Source organism: Brevibacterium gallinarum, assembly GCF_014836885.1.
In the GTDB taxonomy this organism is placed as follows: Bacteria; Actinomycetota; Actinomycetes; order Actinomycetales; family Brevibacteriaceae; genus Brevibacterium; species Brevibacterium gallinarum.
This window is the reverse complement of sequence record NZ_JACSPY010000024.1, coordinates 1-16,434: the sequence shown is the minus strand read 5'-3', so window position 1 is coordinate 16,434 and position 16,434 is coordinate 1. Positions and strand designations below refer to the sequence as shown.

At 65.5% G+C, this 16,434-nt stretch carries 13 protein-coding genes and 1 pseudogene; 12 read left to right on the top strand and 2 right to left on the bottom strand.

All coding sequences use genetic code 11. The features are described from left to right. Positions 1-940: 940 nt before the first annotated feature. On the bottom strand, positions 941-2,212 hold the full coding sequence (locus H9634_RS14200) for a hypothetical protein (RefSeq protein ID WP_191727456.1): 1,272 nt from the start codon (positions 2,210-2,212) through the stop codon (positions 941-943). Between the two features lie 297 nt (positions 2,213-2,509). On the opposite strand from H9634_RS14200, the gene H9634_RS14195 reads away from it, so the two are divergent. From H9634_RS14195 to H9634_RS14140, 12 genes are all read left to right on the top strand, one after another. Next, the gene (locus tag H9634_RS14195) at positions 2,510-2,983 is read left to right on the top strand and encodes a ribosome maturation factor RimP (protein ID WP_191727455.1); all 474 of its coding nucleotides are present in this window, start codon (positions 2,510-2,512) and stop codon (positions 2,981-2,983) included. Positions 2,984-3,135: 152 nt separating this feature from the next. Further along, the gene (gene nusA, locus H9634_RS14190) at positions 3,136-4,119 is read left to right on the top strand and encodes a transcription termination factor NusA (protein ID WP_191727454.1); all 984 of its coding nucleotides are present in this window, start codon (positions 3,136-3,138) and stop codon (positions 4,117-4,119) included. Positions 4,120-4,185: 66 nt separating this feature from the next. Continuing rightward, positions 4,186-4,437, top strand: coding sequence for a YlxR family protein (locus H9634_RS14185; protein ID WP_191727458.1), 252 nt, complete (start codon positions 4,186-4,188; stop codon positions 4,435-4,437). A 131-nt stretch (positions 4,438-4,568) separates the two neighbouring features. Continuing rightward, positions 4,569-7,412: a translation initiation factor IF-2 gene (infB, locus tag H9634_RS14180; protein ID WP_191727453.1), complete on the top strand. Its 2,844-nt coding sequence runs from the start codon at positions 4,569-4,571 to the stop codon at positions 7,410-7,412. A gap of 94 nt (positions 7,413-7,506) precedes the next feature. Further along, positions 7,507-7,947 carry a 30S ribosome-binding factor RbfA gene (gene rbfA / locus H9634_RS14175; protein ID WP_102162611.1) on the top strand — a complete coding sequence of 147 codons (441 nt, stop codon included), beginning with the start codon at positions 7,507-7,509 and terminating at the stop codon, positions 7,945-7,947. Between the two features lie 184 nt (positions 7,948-8,131). After that, the gene (locus H9634_RS14170) at positions 8,132-8,932 is read left to right on the top strand and encodes a sulfite exporter TauE/SafE family protein (protein ID WP_191727452.1); all 801 of its coding nucleotides are present in this window, start codon (positions 8,132-8,134) and stop codon (positions 8,930-8,932) included. Between the two features lie 174 nt (positions 8,933-9,106). Next, positions 9,107-9,994 carry a ligand-binding protein SH3 gene (locus tag H9634_RS14165; RefSeq protein WP_191727451.1) on the top strand — a complete coding sequence of 296 codons (888 nt, stop codon included), beginning with the start codon at positions 9,107-9,109 and terminating at the stop codon, positions 9,992-9,994. 101 nt (positions 9,995-10,095) lie between these two features. Next, positions 10,096-11,034, top strand: coding sequence for a tRNA pseudouridine(55) synthase TruB (gene truB, locus H9634_RS14160; protein ID WP_191727450.1), 939 nt, complete (start codon positions 10,096-10,098; stop codon positions 11,032-11,034). Between the two features lie 87 nt (positions 11,035-11,121). Continuing rightward, the gene (locus tag H9634_RS14155; protein ID WP_191727449.1) at positions 11,122-12,069 is read left to right on the top strand and encodes a bifunctional riboflavin kinase/FAD synthetase; all 948 of its coding nucleotides are present in this window, start codon (positions 11,122-11,124) and stop codon (positions 12,067-12,069) included. Between the two features lie 103 nt (positions 12,070-12,172). Beyond that, positions 12,173-12,442: a 30S ribosomal protein S15 gene (gene rpsO / locus H9634_RS14150; protein ID WP_102162614.1), complete on the top strand. Its 270-nt coding sequence runs from the start codon at positions 12,173-12,175 to the stop codon at positions 12,440-12,442. 284 nt (positions 12,443-12,726) lie between these two features. Next, on the top strand, positions 12,727-14,952 hold the full coding sequence (locus H9634_RS14145) for a polyribonucleotide nucleotidyltransferase (RefSeq protein WP_191727448.1): 2,226 nt from the start codon (positions 12,727-12,729) through the stop codon (positions 14,950-14,952). A gap of 4 nt (positions 14,953-14,956) precedes the next feature. Then, positions 14,957-16,237, top strand: coding sequence for a M16 family metallopeptidase (locus H9634_RS14140; RefSeq protein WP_191727457.1), 1,281 nt, complete (start codon positions 14,957-14,959; stop codon positions 16,235-16,237). Positions 16,238-16,287: 50 nt separating this feature from the next. On the opposite strand, the pseudogene H9634_RS14645 reads toward H9634_RS14140, so the two are convergent. Then, positions 16,288-16,434: pseudogene (locus H9634_RS14645) on the bottom strand (IS481 family transposase); the annotation flags it as partial.

Here is a 16,434-nt window from a genome sequence, read left to right as displayed (position 1 = left end):
ACTCAAATCCGGGCTGTGACCCGAATTGGACGGTTGGTGGTGTATGCGCCTTCGTGCGTGTGTCTGTGCGTGTCATCGGTTTGGGATGGAGGACTAGAGGGAACTGATGTGAAACCCGCAGACTCGTTCAATGCCCCTCTCCTCAGTGCGCATCGGTCACCCAGACCGTTACCCGGCCATTGCCAGTGACGAAGACTCTGCGACCGTCACAGCCGGTCACGGGGTCGCAGGACTCCACCATGAGCGCCAGCCCTGCCCAGGCCTACCTGACCGAGAGAAGGTGGAGATTGTGGAACGCAGGGAGAAGGTCCTTTCGGCCGCAGTAATCGAGTGCGTCAGAACATACTCAGGTACGGTTGAGCATTGTCGAGGTTCAGCGACCCGACCTACCGTCGTACCCGCACGCGGCCAGAGAGCCAGGATACTTGAGATCACGCTGACAAGAAACAATTGCGTCGCCCTGCAAACTTTGCTGACAGCAACTGAGGGGTAAATCTACTGAAACAAAGCCGCGAGTGCTTTCGACATCACATTCACGGACGACTCCTCTTGCTGCGCTCACCGAAGAATATGTTAAACATGACTGCTCCCGCCACCGATAAGAGCACGACAATCCCGGAAACGAATACTATGCTCGAAAAACCAAGCCAGTATTCACGAAGGCCTCCATCCGATGAGGAGCACGTCAAATGCGGCGGAATTGCCCTTGCGCCGATTTCGGGCGCCTGAGTGCTCAAGGGGTCAGGATCCAACTCGCCCGGGCAAGAGCCATCTCCCGCTACGCGACGAATGAAGGCATGCCATTCGGCGAATAAGACGCCGTAAGAGCTCGCAATGAGTGTTACGCCGAGCGGCAGGGCGCGAGAGGTTGACTGCACGAACCGTCCAATAATCCGTAAAAGTGAATACCCTGGAAACCCGCTGCTACTATCCGGGTTGATCATTGCAGGGCCTTTGGGCGTCGATCAGCATACTCATCCCATGAAAAATGAGTTGGCGTACGCCACTTCCGTTGCTTGTTCAATAAAAGAAAATCAGTTCCGCCTTTAAGTTTATCCTTTGGCCATGGGTGCCCAGGGTCAATGCTTAAGCCCATGCAGTCGGTATGAGACCGATGACCTTGACAGTTATTTTGAACGTACTTGGTTGCAGCGCTTATGTGACTCCAGCTGTTTGAGCCCTTAGGGAGGCGAAGGTCAACGTAGAGCATTTGATGCAATTTCTCGTTACCTCCGCCCCAATTGATATCCATATCGGGGATTACTGTTGGCTTGCCAAACCCTACGCCAATGGCTCCAGTCGAACATGGATCCGACAGGTGGTTGCTATCGATATACGCTTCAAGTGATTTTAGCACGCCGTCTGCAGTCCCGTCGTTGATCGATACAGTCATCGTGGCGCCCGCCAAACTAGCGTTTGCCCAATATCGCTTATCAGTTCCCGGAGCGCATAACGGACGGGATATCTTTTCCGGAAGGTTATAGTTGTGCTGGTACAGCTGTATCTCAGCGCCCCACCAATACTTCGGCGCCTTATGAGTATTCGACTGACCTGCCCATTGGGAAAATATAGAGACTTGTCTTTTCCCGTCTACGTTGTCCTTGGTCTGGAACCAAATAGAGTTTGGATGTGCCCGAGTTGGCGGCTCGTCGCTTGATGTGTTAAAACCGTCCTCTCTGAGTCCAGAATCGTTTAGCTCGTCGCCGAGGCCGTCCGGCCGTGGCAACTCCGAATCGCCTGGTTCTGCATGCGGCAAGTGACGAGCTTCGTCGAGCAGACTCGATGGCGCCGCAAAAGAGCCAGCGTTCTGCGGGCTTCCATCGCTATGACTTGGCTGCTGAGTTGCAGCCAATGCAGTTACGGAGAATACTGCCGGATTTCCGCCAGGTGCTTGACTGTGCAACGTCACCTCAAGATCTGCAGCATTCTCTTCTGCCGTTTTTTCAGTATCGTAGATGTAAACTCCGAGGCCATCCGAGATGAGGTATTCAACACTCACGATCTTCACCCCCAGAGTTTCAGCTCGTGAGAATAGGTCATTCGTCTCAACGGGATAGTCAAGTTCCACCGTCTCGACTTCAGGGTCGGTCTTCAGATCATTGTGGGAAACAGTATCATTAGGGTCGTGCTCAGCTGAATGCAACGCAGTTGCGCCGAGTGATGTAATGGCAATTGTCGCCAATACAGGTGCGATAATATTGCGTGGTTGCATGTCTAGTCCTTGGTAAGTCAGCAATTCAGACTTTACGCCATCTATGCTCTTCAAGCGCTCGGCGTCAATGAATCTGGGGAATCGAAGCTATTTATGGCGAGCGATGAAGGTTTCTAGAATAGTGTAGAAGTCGCGGTTCATCGAGTCAATAGCGCTGATACTAGACTTTGGTCTAGGTGGTGCTTTGTCCGTCATGCTTATCTAGCGTTTCCGGTTGAGGGCCTAGCCCGGGTCTGCGGCTCAGGGGCCGCAGTTCACATCAGCCGTTGTTCAGAGACCGGTCGTAGGGTGTGGAGCATGGACAAGTACACAGCCCCTGTCAGGGACGCCATCGTCGAGCCGCTGGCCGCCCGCGGCATCGTCGTCGAAGACATCACCGCCCATGTCGCCGGCCGCTTCCGCACGCTGACCGTCGTCATCGACCTCGACGGCACGACCACCGACCCGGTCTCGCTTGACCACATCACCGAGGCCACCCGGATCATCTCCGAGACCATCGACGACCTCCCGCTGTTCAACGACCACGCCTACGACCTGCAGGTCACCTCGCCGGGTGCGACCCGCCCGCTGCGCGAGATCCGTCACTTCCACCGTGTGATCGGCCGCACCCTGGCGGTGCGCACCACCTCCGACGAGGAATTCGAAGGCGTGCTGCTGAGCGTCAGCGACGGCGACGCTCCCGAGGCGGTCTTCCGGCTCGCCGACGGATCGGAGCGCAGCCAGACGCTGGCCGGGATCGCCCACGCCGAGGCGGTCCTCCAGTTCAAGTAGGCCCAGGCCCCAGCGCTGGGCCGGCGGCAGGTGACGCTCGGATGCTTCCCTGGCCCGGGCAACTCCGCTAGGCTCAAGGGCACATCGCCCATACCGACAACTCAACAGCCGGCACGACCCGCACGGGTCCTGGTGCCGAGAAGGACTCAGCAATGGACATCGACCTCTCTGCGCTCCGTCTGATCGAGCACGAAAGGGAGATCCCGTTCGAAACGCTCGTCGAGCTCATCGAGCAGGCCCTCCTGACCGCCTACCACCGCACTGAGGGCGCCTACCCGGACGCCCGTGCGGAACTCGACACCAAGACCGGCACCGCCACCATCTGGGCGGTGGAGTTCGACAACGACGACAACCCGATCGGCGAGTTCGACGACACGCCTGACGGATTCGGGCGGATCGCGGCGATGACCGCACGCAACATCATCCACCAGCGGCTGCGCGATGTTGAGGACGCCTCGGTGCTGGGCACCTTCAAGAACCGCGAAGGCGAGATCGTCTCCGGGCTCATCCAGCAGGGCCGCGATGAGCACATGATCCAGGTCGACCTCGGCGAGGTCGAGGCCGTGCTGCCGCCGCACGAACAGGTGCCCGGCGAGGAGTACAGCCACGGCAACCGGATCCGCGTCTACGTCACCGATGTGCACAAGGGCCTCAAAGGGCCCTCGATCACGGTGTCGCGCTCGCACCCGAACCTCGTGCGCAAGCTGTTTGCGCATGAGTCCCCGGAGATCGCCGACGGCACCGTCGAGATCGTCTCGCTCTCCCGCGAGGCCGGCCACCGCACGAAGATGGCCGTGCGGGCCACGGTGCCCGGCGTCAACGCCAAGGGCGCGTGCATCGGCGAGCTCGGCTCCCGGGTGCGCGCGGTGATGGCCGAGCTGGGGGAGGAGAAGATCGACATCGTCGACTACTCCGACTCGCCGGCGAAGTTCGTCGCCAACGCGCTCTCCCCAGCACGGGCGATGCGCGTCGATGTGCTCAACGAAGCCCAGAAGCTCGCTCGCGCCGTCGTCCCGGCCGACCAGCTGTCGCTGGCGATCGGCAAGGAGGGGCAGAACGCCCGCCTGGCCGCCAAGCTCACCGGCTGGAAGATCGACATCGTCACCCCCGAGGACGACGCCGCCGACGAGGGCTGAGTGACGGCAGCGCCTGCGGGCAGTGTTAGACTGGCAGGCGTGGTATGTGCTGGTGAACCTCTGCGCATGTGTCTGGCATGCCGGAAGCGGGAGCCGATGAGTCGGCTCGTCAGACTCGCAGTGGTTGACGAGAGCACACCGCACATTGCGGTTGACGCCCAGCGCAGGCTGCCCGGAAGGGGAGCCTGGATCCATCCCGATCAGCGCTGCGTCGACTCAGCAGTGAAGAGAAGCGCGTTCAGGCGAGCGCTGCGCACCCAGGCCCCGGCCGGTGCACAGCTGCTCGATAACATCCGTCGGATTACGGAAAGCAGATGAACCGAATGGAAACCCAGCAGTGAGTGCTCAGAAATGACACCCGACGCATACGGTCGTGAGCAGTGAAATGAGAACTGTTCACTCACGATGAGGTTCCTTCCTGTCCGGGAAGGAACCCGGACAGGAGAAAAGTGGCAAAGCCCCGTGTCCATGAGCTCGCGAAGGAGCTCGGCACAACAAGCAAAGACGTGCTGGCGAAGCTGCAGGAGATGGGCGAATTCGTCCGCACTGCATCCTCGACAGTCGAAGCACCCGTGGTGCGCAAGCTGAAGGAAGCCTACGGCGATTCCGGCAGCGCAGGTGCGAAGAAGGACAAGGCTGCACAGAAGCCTGCCGCCCCGAAGCCGGGCGCGAAGTCCGCCCCGAAGCCGGGCGCCTCCGGCAGCGCCAAGCCGGCCGCCCCGGCAGCCGAGAAGAAGGCAGCCGCCCCGAAGCCGGCGGCCAAGCCCGGCCAGACCGCCCCGAAGCCGGGCGCGCAGTCCGCTCCCAAGCCGGCCGCCCCGGCAGCCGATGCTGCCCCGCAGACCGAAGAGCCCGCCGCCAAGGCTCCGGCTCCCAAGCCTGCCCCCAAGCCCGGCGCCGCCGGTGCCAAGCCCGGACCGCGACCCGGCGGCGGCCGCGGCAGCGCGCGCCCTGGCAACAACCCGTTCGCACCATCCCAGGGGATGCCCAAGCCCGGTGCCAAGCCCGGACCGCGCCCCGGTGGCGGCCGCGGCGGCGCGCGCCCTGGCAACAACCCGTTCGCACCCTCGCAGGGGATGCCCAAGCCCGGTGCCAAGCCGGGACCGCGTCCCGGCGGCAGCGGTGACGCTGCCCGCACCGGCGGCGGCCCGAAGCCGCGCGGCGGCAAGCCGGCCCCGCGTCCGGGTGCACCGCGCCCGAACCCGGCGATGCTGAAGAACTCCGCCCTGGCCAAGCCCGCGCCTTCGCGCGGCGGCGGCCGGGGACCCGGCGGCCCGGGCGGCCCCGGCGGCGGTCCCGGTGGACCTCCGCGCGGCGGACGTCCGGGTGGTCCGCGCGGCTCCGGTCGCGGTCGCGGCGCCACCCAGGGTGCCTTCGGCCGCGGCGGCGGTCGTGCACGGAACAAGAAGTCCAAGCGCGCAAAGCGCCAGGAGATGGAGCAGATGCAGGCTCCGTCGATCGGCGGCGTCACCGTTCCGCGCGGCGACGGCAGCACCCCGCTGCGCCTGCGCCGCGGATCCTCGCTGGCCGACTTCGCCGAGAAGATCAACACCGATCCGACGAACCTCGTCACGGTGCTCTTCCACCTCGGTGAGATGGCCACGATCACCCAGTCGCTGGACGAGGAGACCTTCCAGATCCTCGGCGAGGAGCTCGGCTACAAGATTCAGATCGTCTCGCCTGAGGACGAGGACCGCGAGCTGCTCGAGAGCTTCGACATCGACCTCGAGGCCGAAGCCGAGGCTGAGGACGATGAGGACCTGCAGGCCCGTCCGCCGGTCGTGACCGTCATGGGTCACGTCGATCACGGTAAGACGAAGCTGCTTGATGCGATCCGCTCGGCTGACGTCACAGCCAAGGAGGCTGGCGGCATCACCCAGCACATCGGCGCCTACCAGGTGTCGATGGAGCACGAGGGCGAGAACCGCCGCATCACCTTCCTCGACACCCCCGGTCACGAGGCGTTCACCGCCATGCGTGCCCGCGGTGCCAAGGCCACCGACGTCGCGATCCTCGTCGTCGCCGCCGATGACGGCGTCATGCCGCAGACCATCGAGGCGCTCAACCATGCCCAGGCTGCCGGTGTGCCGGTCGTCGTGGCAGTCAACAAGATCGATAAGGACACCGCGAACCCGCAGAAGGTCATGTCGCAGCTGACCGAATACGATCTCATCGCCGAGGAGTTCGGCGGCGAGACGATGTTCGTGCCGATCTCGGCGCTGCAGCGCAAGGGCATCGACGACCTGCTCGAGGCCGTGTTGCTGACCACCGACGCGGCACTGGACCTCAAGGCCAACCCGGACAAGTCCGCTCGCGGCATCGCCATCGAAGCCAAGCTCGACAAGGGCCGCGGTGCCGTTGCCACCGTGCTCGTCGAGTCCGGCACCCTCAAGCAGGGAGATGCGATCGTGTGCGGCACCGCCTACGGCCGCGTGCGTGCGCTGTTCGATGAGAACGGCCAGTCGGTCGAAGAGGCCGGGCCCTCACGTCCGGTGCAGGTGCTGGGTCTGTCTTCCGTGCCGCGTGCCGGTGACACGTTCCTCGCCACCGACGACGACCGCACCGCCCGTCAGATCGCTGAGAAGCGCGATGCCATCGAGCGCAATGCCGCCCAGGCACGCGGACGCAAGCGCATCAGCCTCGAGGACTTCACCAAGGCGCTCGAAGAGGGCAAGGTCGACATGCTCAACCTCATCCTCAAGGGCAACGTCTCCGGTGCTGTCGAAGCACTCGAGGATTCGCTGCTCAAGATCGATGTGGGCGAGGAAGTCGACCTGCGGATCATCCACCGCGGCGTCGGTGCGATCACCGAGAACGACATCAACCTCGCCACCGTCGACAACGCGATCGTCATCGGCTTCAACGTCCGGCCCGAAGCCAAGGCCCGCGACCTGGCGGAGTCCGAGGGCGTCGATGTCCGGTACTACTCGGTCATCTACGACGCGATCGATGACATCGAGAACTCGCTCAAGGGCATGCTCAAGCCCGAGTTCGAGGAAGTCCACACCGGCTCGGCCGAGATCCGCGAAGTGTTCCGCTCCTCGAAGTGGGGCAACATCGCCGGCTGCATGGTCAAGGACGGCGTCATCAAGCGCAACTCGAAGGCCCGCATCACCCGTGACGGAGTCGTCGTCGGCGACAACCTCACGGTGGAGTCGCTGCGCCGCTTCAAGGACGACGCCACCGAGGTCCGCGAGGGCTTCGAGTGCGGTGTCGGACTCGGCAGCTTCAACGACATCCGCGAAGGCGATCTCATCGAGACCTTCGAGATGCAGGAGAAGCCGCGCGACTGACGCTTCAGCACTGACAGTCCGGCGCCTGCCCGTGACCTGCGGGCAGGCGCCGGGCCCACCGAAGAGGCCCGGCACACGAAGAGAAGGAACCACCATGGCTGATGCCACCCGCGCAAGGAAGATCGCCGACCGCATCAAGGTCATCGTCGCGCAGACGCTCGAGAAGCGGATCAAGGACCCGCGCCTGGGCTTTGTCACCGTCACCGACGTCCGCGTCACCGGCGACCTGCAGCATGCCTCGATCTTCTACACCGTCTACGGCGACGAAGATCAGCTCGTGTCCACGCAGGCAGCGCTGAACTCGGCCAAGGGGCTCATCCGCTCCGAGGTCGGCAAGGGCCTGCAGATCCGGCTGACCCCGTCGCTGGAGTTCATCGCCGACTCGGTGCCTGCCGCTGCAGCTGAACTCGAGGAGCTGCTCGCCCAGGCGGCGGCCCGCGATGCCGAGGTCGCAGCGCTTGCCAAGGACGCCGCCCCGGCAGGGGAGGCCGATCCGTACCGCAAGCCGCACGAGGACGACGAGTCCCGCGACTGAGCTGCCGGTCCGCCTCTGCGACCGCGCACTGCACCACAGAACCGAACAGCTGCAGGCAGGCACCGGAACCCATCCGGTGCCTGCCTGACTGTCTGCCGCGAAGGACAACCGTCTGTCGTGAACGACGGCCGTCTGCCGCGAAGCACAACCGTCTGCCATCGGATACGGGGGAGGAGCAGCCTGCATGGACTGGCTGATGCACACCGGCAGCATCGACGTGACGCTGACACTCGTGCTGCTGCTCCTGGCCGCAGGCCTGCTCGCCGGGTGGATCGACGCCGTCGTCGGCGGCGGAGGCCTCATCCAGCTGCCGGCCCTGCTCATGGTCCCCGGCATCACCCCGGTCCAGGCGCTGGCGACGAACAAGCTCGGCTCCATCGCCGGCACCACCGCCTCGGCGCTGACCTATCTGTCCCGGGTCAGACCGGACAAGTCAGCGACGATCCCCGCCTCGGTCACCGCCCTGCTCGGGGCGATCCTCGGGGCGCGCGTCGCCACACTGCTGCCGACCAGCGTGTTCGAACCGGTCATCCTCACCGCCCTCATCGCGGTGGCGGTGTTCACGCTGCTCAAACCCCAGCTCGGCCTGGCCGCCCAGCTGCGCTTCGGCGAGCATTCCAAACGCCACCATGCGATCTCCTGGCTCATCGGGCTGCTCATCGGCTTCTACGACGGGCTGCTCGGGCCGGGCACCGGTTCCTTCCTCGTCATCGCCTTCGTCTCCATCATCGGCTTCGACTTCCTCCACGCCTCGGCGATGGCGAAGATCGTCAACTGGGCGACCAACCTCGGGGCGCTGCTGTACTTCGTCCCGAACGGCCACGTCATCTGGGCACTCGGCGCGGCCGTGGCCGCCGGCAACGTCATCGGCGGGTTCATCGGCGCACGCACCGCGATCCGGCTCGGCAGCGGCTTCGTGCGTGTCGTGTTCCTCATCGTCGTCACCGCGCTCATCCTCACACTCGGATTCGACTTCCTCGCCTGAGACCACATCTTCCCTGGTGAGCGGCAGCCCTCCGGCGAGATGGAAACACCCGGTCCCGAGGTGTGACGCAGCTCGCGCAGATGAGCTTCCGTCATCGTTTTGTTATCGACTGGGATGCCGTTACACTTTTACGAGATCACAGAACGATTACAGCTTTGTTAAGGGATAGTCGAATTGGGTAAGCACTCTGATCCGAACCAGTCGTCCTGGGCCTCCAGCGCCCGCACGCTCGTCCGCGATCTCAGCCGCGTCGGACGCTCCGGCGGCGGACGGCACTCCGCCGAGCAGGCCTCGACGGCCACCGGCGTCATCAAGACCATCAAGCGCAAGCCGATGGTGGCAGCCATCGCCATTCCGGCCGCTGCGACCACTGCGATCGTCGCCTCGTCCTTCGCGCTCGGACCCAACAGCGAGTCCGGCGTCGTCAAGACCGAGCAGCAGGCAGCCTCCTCGCCGGTGCCCGAAGAGGACATCAGCCTCGTCGACGAAGACGCGCTCAACCAGCAGCGCGAAGAAGCCGCCAAGGCCTACGAAGAGGGACTGAAGGACAACAAGGACTACCAGAGCAAGTCCGGAGCCGTCAGCGCAACCACCCCGAAGCCGGAGCCGAAGCCGGCCGCCGCGTCGAGCAGCTCCTCGAAGTCGACGACCAAGCGCGGCGGCGATGACACCGCCTCCCGTTCCAAGGGACGCGACACGAACGTCTCCTACGAAGCCTGCAGCGTGTCCTCGAGCATCGAATCCGGTCTGCAGCCGGTGGCTGTCAACGGCTACCGTGCGATCTGCGCGAACTTCCCCGAGGTCAAGTCCTACGGCGGACACCGCAACCAGGCCGGCTCGGATCACAACAGCGGCATGGCCGTCGATGCGATGATCCGCGGCTCGGTCGGCGACCAGATCACGAAGTTCCTCATCGACAACCGCCAGGAGCTCAACGTCAAGTACGTCATCTGGGAGCAGAAGTACTACGCCTCCACCAACGGCTGGAAGGGCAAGCCGATGGAGAACCGCGGCGGCGACACCGCCAACCACTACGACCACGTGCACGTGTCCTTCAAGTGACGTGACCGGCGGGCCGCCCACCCGCACCGACTCTCCTGCAGCAGGCTCAAGCGCTAGGCTTGAGCCTGCTGTCATGTCCGCCGAGAGACCGGAGACCCCTCATGGCCAAGCGCACCGACTCGCCGGTCAACGGCATCCTCGTCATCGACAAACCCACCGGCATGTCCTCCCACGCAGTGGTCTCCCGGCTGCGCCGCTGGTACGGCACCCGGCGAGTCGGCCACGCCGGTACGCTCGACCCGATGGCCACCGGGGTGCTCGTGGCCGGCCTCGGCCGCGGCACCAAACTGCTGACCTACCTCATCGGGCTCGACAAGACCTACACCGCCACCATCCGGCTCGGTGCCTCGACACCGTCCGATGACGCCGACTCGGCCGCCGACCGGTTCGCCGACCCCGCCGCCCTGGCCGTCCTCACCGACGAGCAGATCGCCGACGGCGTTGCCGCACTGCGCGGGCCGATCGAACAGGTGCCCAGCGCCGTCTCGGCGATCAAGGTCGACGGCAAGCGCGCCTACCAGCTCGTCCGGGCCGGTGCCGACGTCGAGCTTGCCGCCCGGCCGGTGACGATCACCGGCTTCGACATCCACGACATCCGCCGGCACCTCGACTCCGACCCGCCGGCCATCGACCTCGACGTCACCGTCTCCTGCACCTCGGGCACCTACATCCGGGCACTGGCCCGCGACCTCGGCGCGGGTCTCGGCGTCTTAGGCCACCTCACCGCGCTGCGCCGCACCCACGTCGGCCCCTTCGCGCTGCCCGGCCACCAGCTGCCCGAGGACCTCACCGCCCCCGAGGCGGAGAAGCCGCCGGCACCGATCGACCTCGCCACCGCAGCCGCGCAGGTGCTGCCGGTCCGCGAGCTCACCGGAGAGGAATCGCGAGCCCTGCTCAGCGGCCAGTTCATCGACCCGGCCACCGCCTCGGGACCGGGACCCTGGGCCGGCATCTGCGCAGGAGAGCTCATAGCCGTCATCGAACGCCGCGGTGAGAAGCTCAAGACCGCCGCCGGCATCGCGCAGCAGCCCCCGGCATGAGCAGGACAGGGCCGGGCGTGCGGTAACGTTGTGGCGGTATTCGACACCAGCGATATAAGACCAGCGACGCCTGGGAAGGGGCGAGAAGTGGAAGTTCTCTGGGACATCGACCAGATCCCACCCGATTTCGGTCACACCGCCGTCACGCTCGGCAACTTCGACGGCGTGCACCGCGGCCACCAGGCCGTGCTCGGCCAGCTCGCCGAACTCGCCCGCGCACGCGGCCTGCGGTCCCTCGCGATCACCTTCGACCCCCACCCGCGCAGCGTCCACGCCCCCGACTCCGCACCCGAGCAGATCACCGGGCTGACCGAGCGGCTGGCCCGGATGGCCGAGACCGGCATCGACGCCGTGCTCGTGCAGCGCTACTCACTCGACTTCGCCGACCAGACCGCTGAGGACTTCGTCGACGACTATCTCGTCGGCCGGCTGCGCGCCAAGCTCATCGCCGTCGGCCGGGACGTGCGCTTCGGCCGCGGCAACCACGGCACCATCGACACCCTCGAACAGCTCGGCGCGGACAACGGCCTGGAGATCGTCACCATCGACGACGTCGGCCACGCTCCCGGCGCCACCGGCCGGGACTCCTCGACGCTGGTGCGCCAGCTGCTTGCCGATGGCCGCGTCGATGAGGCAGCCGAGGTGCTCGGCTCCCCGCACACGGTCGTCGGCACCGTCGTCCACGGCGATGCGCGTGGCCGCGAGCTCGGCTTCCCGACCGCCAACCTCGGCGAGGACAGCGAGGGCATGGTGCCCGCCGATGGCGTCTACGCCGGCATCGCCCACTTCGACTCCGACCCCGAGGGCTACCCGGCGGCGATCTCCGTGGGCACCAATCCGACCTTCGACGGTGTCTCCCGGCGGGTTGAGGCCTATGTGCTCGATAAGGAGTTCGCCGACTTCGACGTCTACGGATCGACCATGAGCCTGGAGTTCGTCAAGCTCATCCGCGGCCAGATCACCTTCGACGGAATGGACGAGCTCATCGCCCAGATGCACGAGGATGTCTCCGAAGTCCGCAGTGTGCTAAGCTGATCGACGCTGTCTTTTCAGCATGCCGTCACGCCGGCCGCGGTCTGACAGGGCCGGAGCAGAAGGCTCCGGCGCCGCGCAACGACGTGGAAGAAGGAGAGATCTCATGGCACTTGATCCGAAGGTCAAGCAGGACATCATCAAGGAATATGCAACTCACGAAGGCGACACGGGATCTCCCGAGGTCCAGGTCGCGATCCTGACCAAGCGCATCACCGACCTGACCGAGCACTTCAAGGAGCACAAGCACGACCACCACTCGCGTCGTGGCCTCCTGCTGCTCGTCGGTCAGCGCCGCCGCATGCTCAAGTACCTGCAGCAGATCGACATCGAGCGCTACCGCTCGCTCATCGCTCGCCTCGGCCTGCGCCGCTGAGCGAAAGCGATCTGCACGACGCGAGAGGGAATCGCCGGACACGGCGGTTCCCTCTCGCGTTTTCAGTGCAGGTGACCTGCTTGTTACACTGACCAAGAGCTTGGAACCGGCAGCTGACGAAGCTCCGGTGGTCGGTAGTGGCCTCCGCACCTCGTGCGTGGGTCTCGATCGATGACCGGATCCCTTGCAGCCGGCTCGCGTGTGCGCAGTCCTGCCCACCCGCCGCATATCCTTCAGCGCAGGCGATCCGCGCGCCGGGCAGAGAGCCCGAGCGCAGAACCCGAATGGAGAAACACTTGGGAATCAATCCCGAATCTGCTGTTGCCCACATTGACAACGGGCGCTTCGGCTCCCACACCGTCCGCTTCGAAACCGGCCGCCTGGCCCAGCAGGCCGCAGGCTGCGCTGTCGCCTACCTCGACGACGAGACGATGCTGCTCTCGGCGACCGCCGTGAGCAAGAACCCGAAGGAGCACCTCGACTTCTTCCCGCTCACCGTCGACGTCGAAGAGCGCATGTACGCCGCCGGCCGCATCCCCGGCTCGTTCTTCCGCCGCGAGGGACGCCCCTCGACCGACGCGATCCTCGCCTGCCGCCTCATCGACCGGCCGCTGCGCCCGTCGTTCGTCAAGGGCCTGCGCAACGAGGTGCAGATCGTCGTCAACGTCATGTCGATCCACCCCGACCACATCTACGACACCCTGGCCATCAACGCCGCCTCGATGTCGACCCAGCTCTCCGGTCTGCCGTTCTCCGGCCCGATCGGCGGCGTGCGCGTCGCCCTCATCGACGACCAGTGGGTGGCGTTCCCGAACCACTCGCAGCTGGAGAACGCCGTGTTCGACATGGCCGTGGCCGGCCGGGTCGTCGGTGACGATGTCGCCATCATGATGGTCGAGGCCGAGGCGTCGGAGAACGCCTGGAACACGATGCGTGCCGGTGGCACCGTCCCGACCGAGGAGATCGTCGCCGAAGGCCTCGAAGCTGCCAAGCCGTTCATCCAGGAGCTGTGCCGCGCCCAGCAGGAGCTCGCCGACAAGGCCGCCAAGCCGGTCGCTGAGTTCCCGGTGTTCAAGCCCTACGAGGACGACGTCTACGCCGCTGTCGAGTCCGCTGCCCGCGAGCAGCAGACGAAGAACTTCCAGATCGCTGACAAGAAGGAGCGCGAAGCCGCCGGTGACGAACTCCTCGCGAAGGTGCTCACCGACCTCGGCGAGCAGTTCGAAGGCCGCGAGCAGGAGATCGTCGCAGCCCTCGATGCCCTGACCAAGGACATCGTGCGCAAGCGCATCCTCACCGACCAGATCCGCATCGACGGCCGCGGGCTCAAGGACATCCGCCCGCTGACTGCCGAGACCGGCGTCATCCCGCGGGTCCACGGCTCGGCGCTGTTCGAGCGCGGTGAGACCCAGATCCTCGGCGTCACCACGCTCAACATGCTCAAGCTCGAGCAGCAGATCGACTCGCTGTCGCCGGTCACCTCGAAGCGCTACCTGCACCACTACAACTTCCCGCCGTACTCGACCGGTGAGACCGGCCGTGTCGGCAGCCCCAAGCGCCGCGAGATCGGCCACGGCGCACTCGCCGAGCGCGCGCTCGTGCCGGTGCTGCCCAGCCGCGAGGAGTTCCCGTACGCCATCCGCCAGGTCTCCGAGGCCCTCGGCTCGAACGGTTCGACCTCGATGGGCTCGGTGTGCGCTTCGACCCTGTCGATGCTCGAAGCCGGTGTGCCGCTGCGCGCCCCGGTCGCCGGCATCGCCATGGGCCTGGTCTCCGACGTCATCGACACCGCTGACGGACCGCAGACCGCCTACGCCGCCCTGACCGACATCCTCGGCGCCGAAGACGCCTTCGGCGACATGGACTTCAAGGTCGCCGGCACCAAGGACTTCATCACCGCCATCCAGCTCGACACCAAGCTCGACGGCATCCCGGCCTCGGTGCTGGCTGCGGCGCTCAAGCAGGCCAAGGACGCCCGCCTCGTGATCCTCGATGTCATGAACGAGACCATCTCCGCACCGGCGGAGATGAACCCGACCGCACCGCGGATCATCTCGGTCAACATCCCGGTCGACAAGATCGGCGAGGTCATCGGCCCCAAGGGCAAGATGATCAACCAGATCCAGGAGGACACCGGCGCTGAGATCAGCATCGAAGACGACGGCACGGTGCTCATCGGCGCCACCGACGGCACCTCGGCTGAAGCGGCCCGCTCGGCGATCAACGCGATCGCCAACCCGCAGGTCCCCGAGGTCGGTGAGCGCTACCTCGGCACCGTCGTCAAGTGCATGTCCTTCGGCGCCTTCGTCTCGCTGACCCCGGGCAAGGACGGCCTGCTGCACATCTCCGAGCTCAAGAAGCTCAACGGCGGCAAGCGCGTCGAAGACGTCGAAGACGTCCTCGGCGTCGGACAGAAGATCCAGGTCGAGATCACCAAGGTCGACGACCGCGGCAAGCTCTCGCTCGTCCCGGTCGCAGGCGAAGAGGAAGAAGCAGACGAACAGGAGTAATCCTCTGCACACCGAACAGCTCCTGGGGGAGGACAGCAGCGTCTGGCGCTCTGTCCTCCCTTCGGGTATCCGCGTCATCACCGAGACCATGCCCTCGCTGGCATCGGAGACCGTCGGCGTGTGGGTCGACTCCGGCTCCCGCGACGAAACCGACCTGACAGCAGGCTCGACCCACTTCCTCGAGCACATGCAGTTCAAGGGCACGACGAGACGGTCGGCCAAGCAGATCGCGCAGATCTTCGACCGCACCGGCGGGGAGTCGAATGCGGTGACCTCGAAGGAGTACACCTGCTACTTCTCCCGCTGCCTGGTCGACGACCTGCCGCCGGTCACCGACCTGCTGTGGGACATGGTGCTTCACGCCACGCTCGATGCCGGCGAGTTCGAACGCGAGCGCGGCGTCATCATCGAAGAGCTCGCGATGGCCGCCGACGACCCGACCGATGTGCTGTACGAGAAGTTCGACGCCCTCGTCTACCCCGGCCACCCGCTCGGCCGGCCGGTCGGGGCGACGAAGGAGCAGATTCGCACACTGGCCCACACCGTGCTGCGCGAGCACTACGACGCCGCCTACATCGGCCCGCGGCTGGTGTTCACCGCAGCAGGCGGGGCCACGCATGAGCAGATCGTCGAGCTCGTCACCAATGCGACCGCGCACCTACCGCAGGCCGCGCCCGAGGTGGTCCGCCCGTCGCGTGTCGCGCCTGAATTCGCCTCGGGAACCGCATGCATCGGCAAGGACACCGAACAGCAGGGCATCATCATCGGCATGCCCGGGCTGAGCGAAGGCGATGAGCGCAGGTTCGCGTTCTCCGTCATGTTCTCGCTGCTCGGCGGCGGCATGTCCTCGCGGCTGTTCCAGTCAGTGCGCGAAGACCGCGGGCTTGCCTACTCCGTCCACGGCATCGCCTCCCGGTACTCGGATTCCGGCCAGTTCGGCATGTACGCCGGCTGCGCCCCGCAGGCCGCCCAGGACGTCATCGACCTGTGCGTCTCCGAGTTCGAACGCCTCGCCGCCGAACTGCCCGGTGAGGACGAGGTCGCCGATATCGTCGCCCAGGCGGCCGGGTCGATGATGCTGAGCCTGGAGAGCTCCGCGGTGCGGATGAACCGGCTGGCCCGCTCCGAGCTCGCAGGCCTTCCGCTGGAGTCCCCGCAGAACCTGCTCGACACCGTCCGCGAGGTCACCCCAGCCGAGGTCTCGGCGGTCGCCGCCGACCTCGCTGCCGGCCCGCGCGCCCTCGTCACCCTCGGCCCGCGCGAGGACCTGCGCCTGCCGCACTGACACCGGCAACAGGCGCAATGACACGGGCTCCAGGCGCAGTGACACGGGCTCTAGGTGTACTTCCCGGTGAGGTTGTGAACGCGGTCTGCTGGTGAGAGTCCCCCAATCGCGGTGTGGGCCCGATGGTGATTGTAGTCATGCAAGAACGCTGCGTACGAGTTTTCGCGAGCACTCTCACTGGCATACGGTCTCGCGTA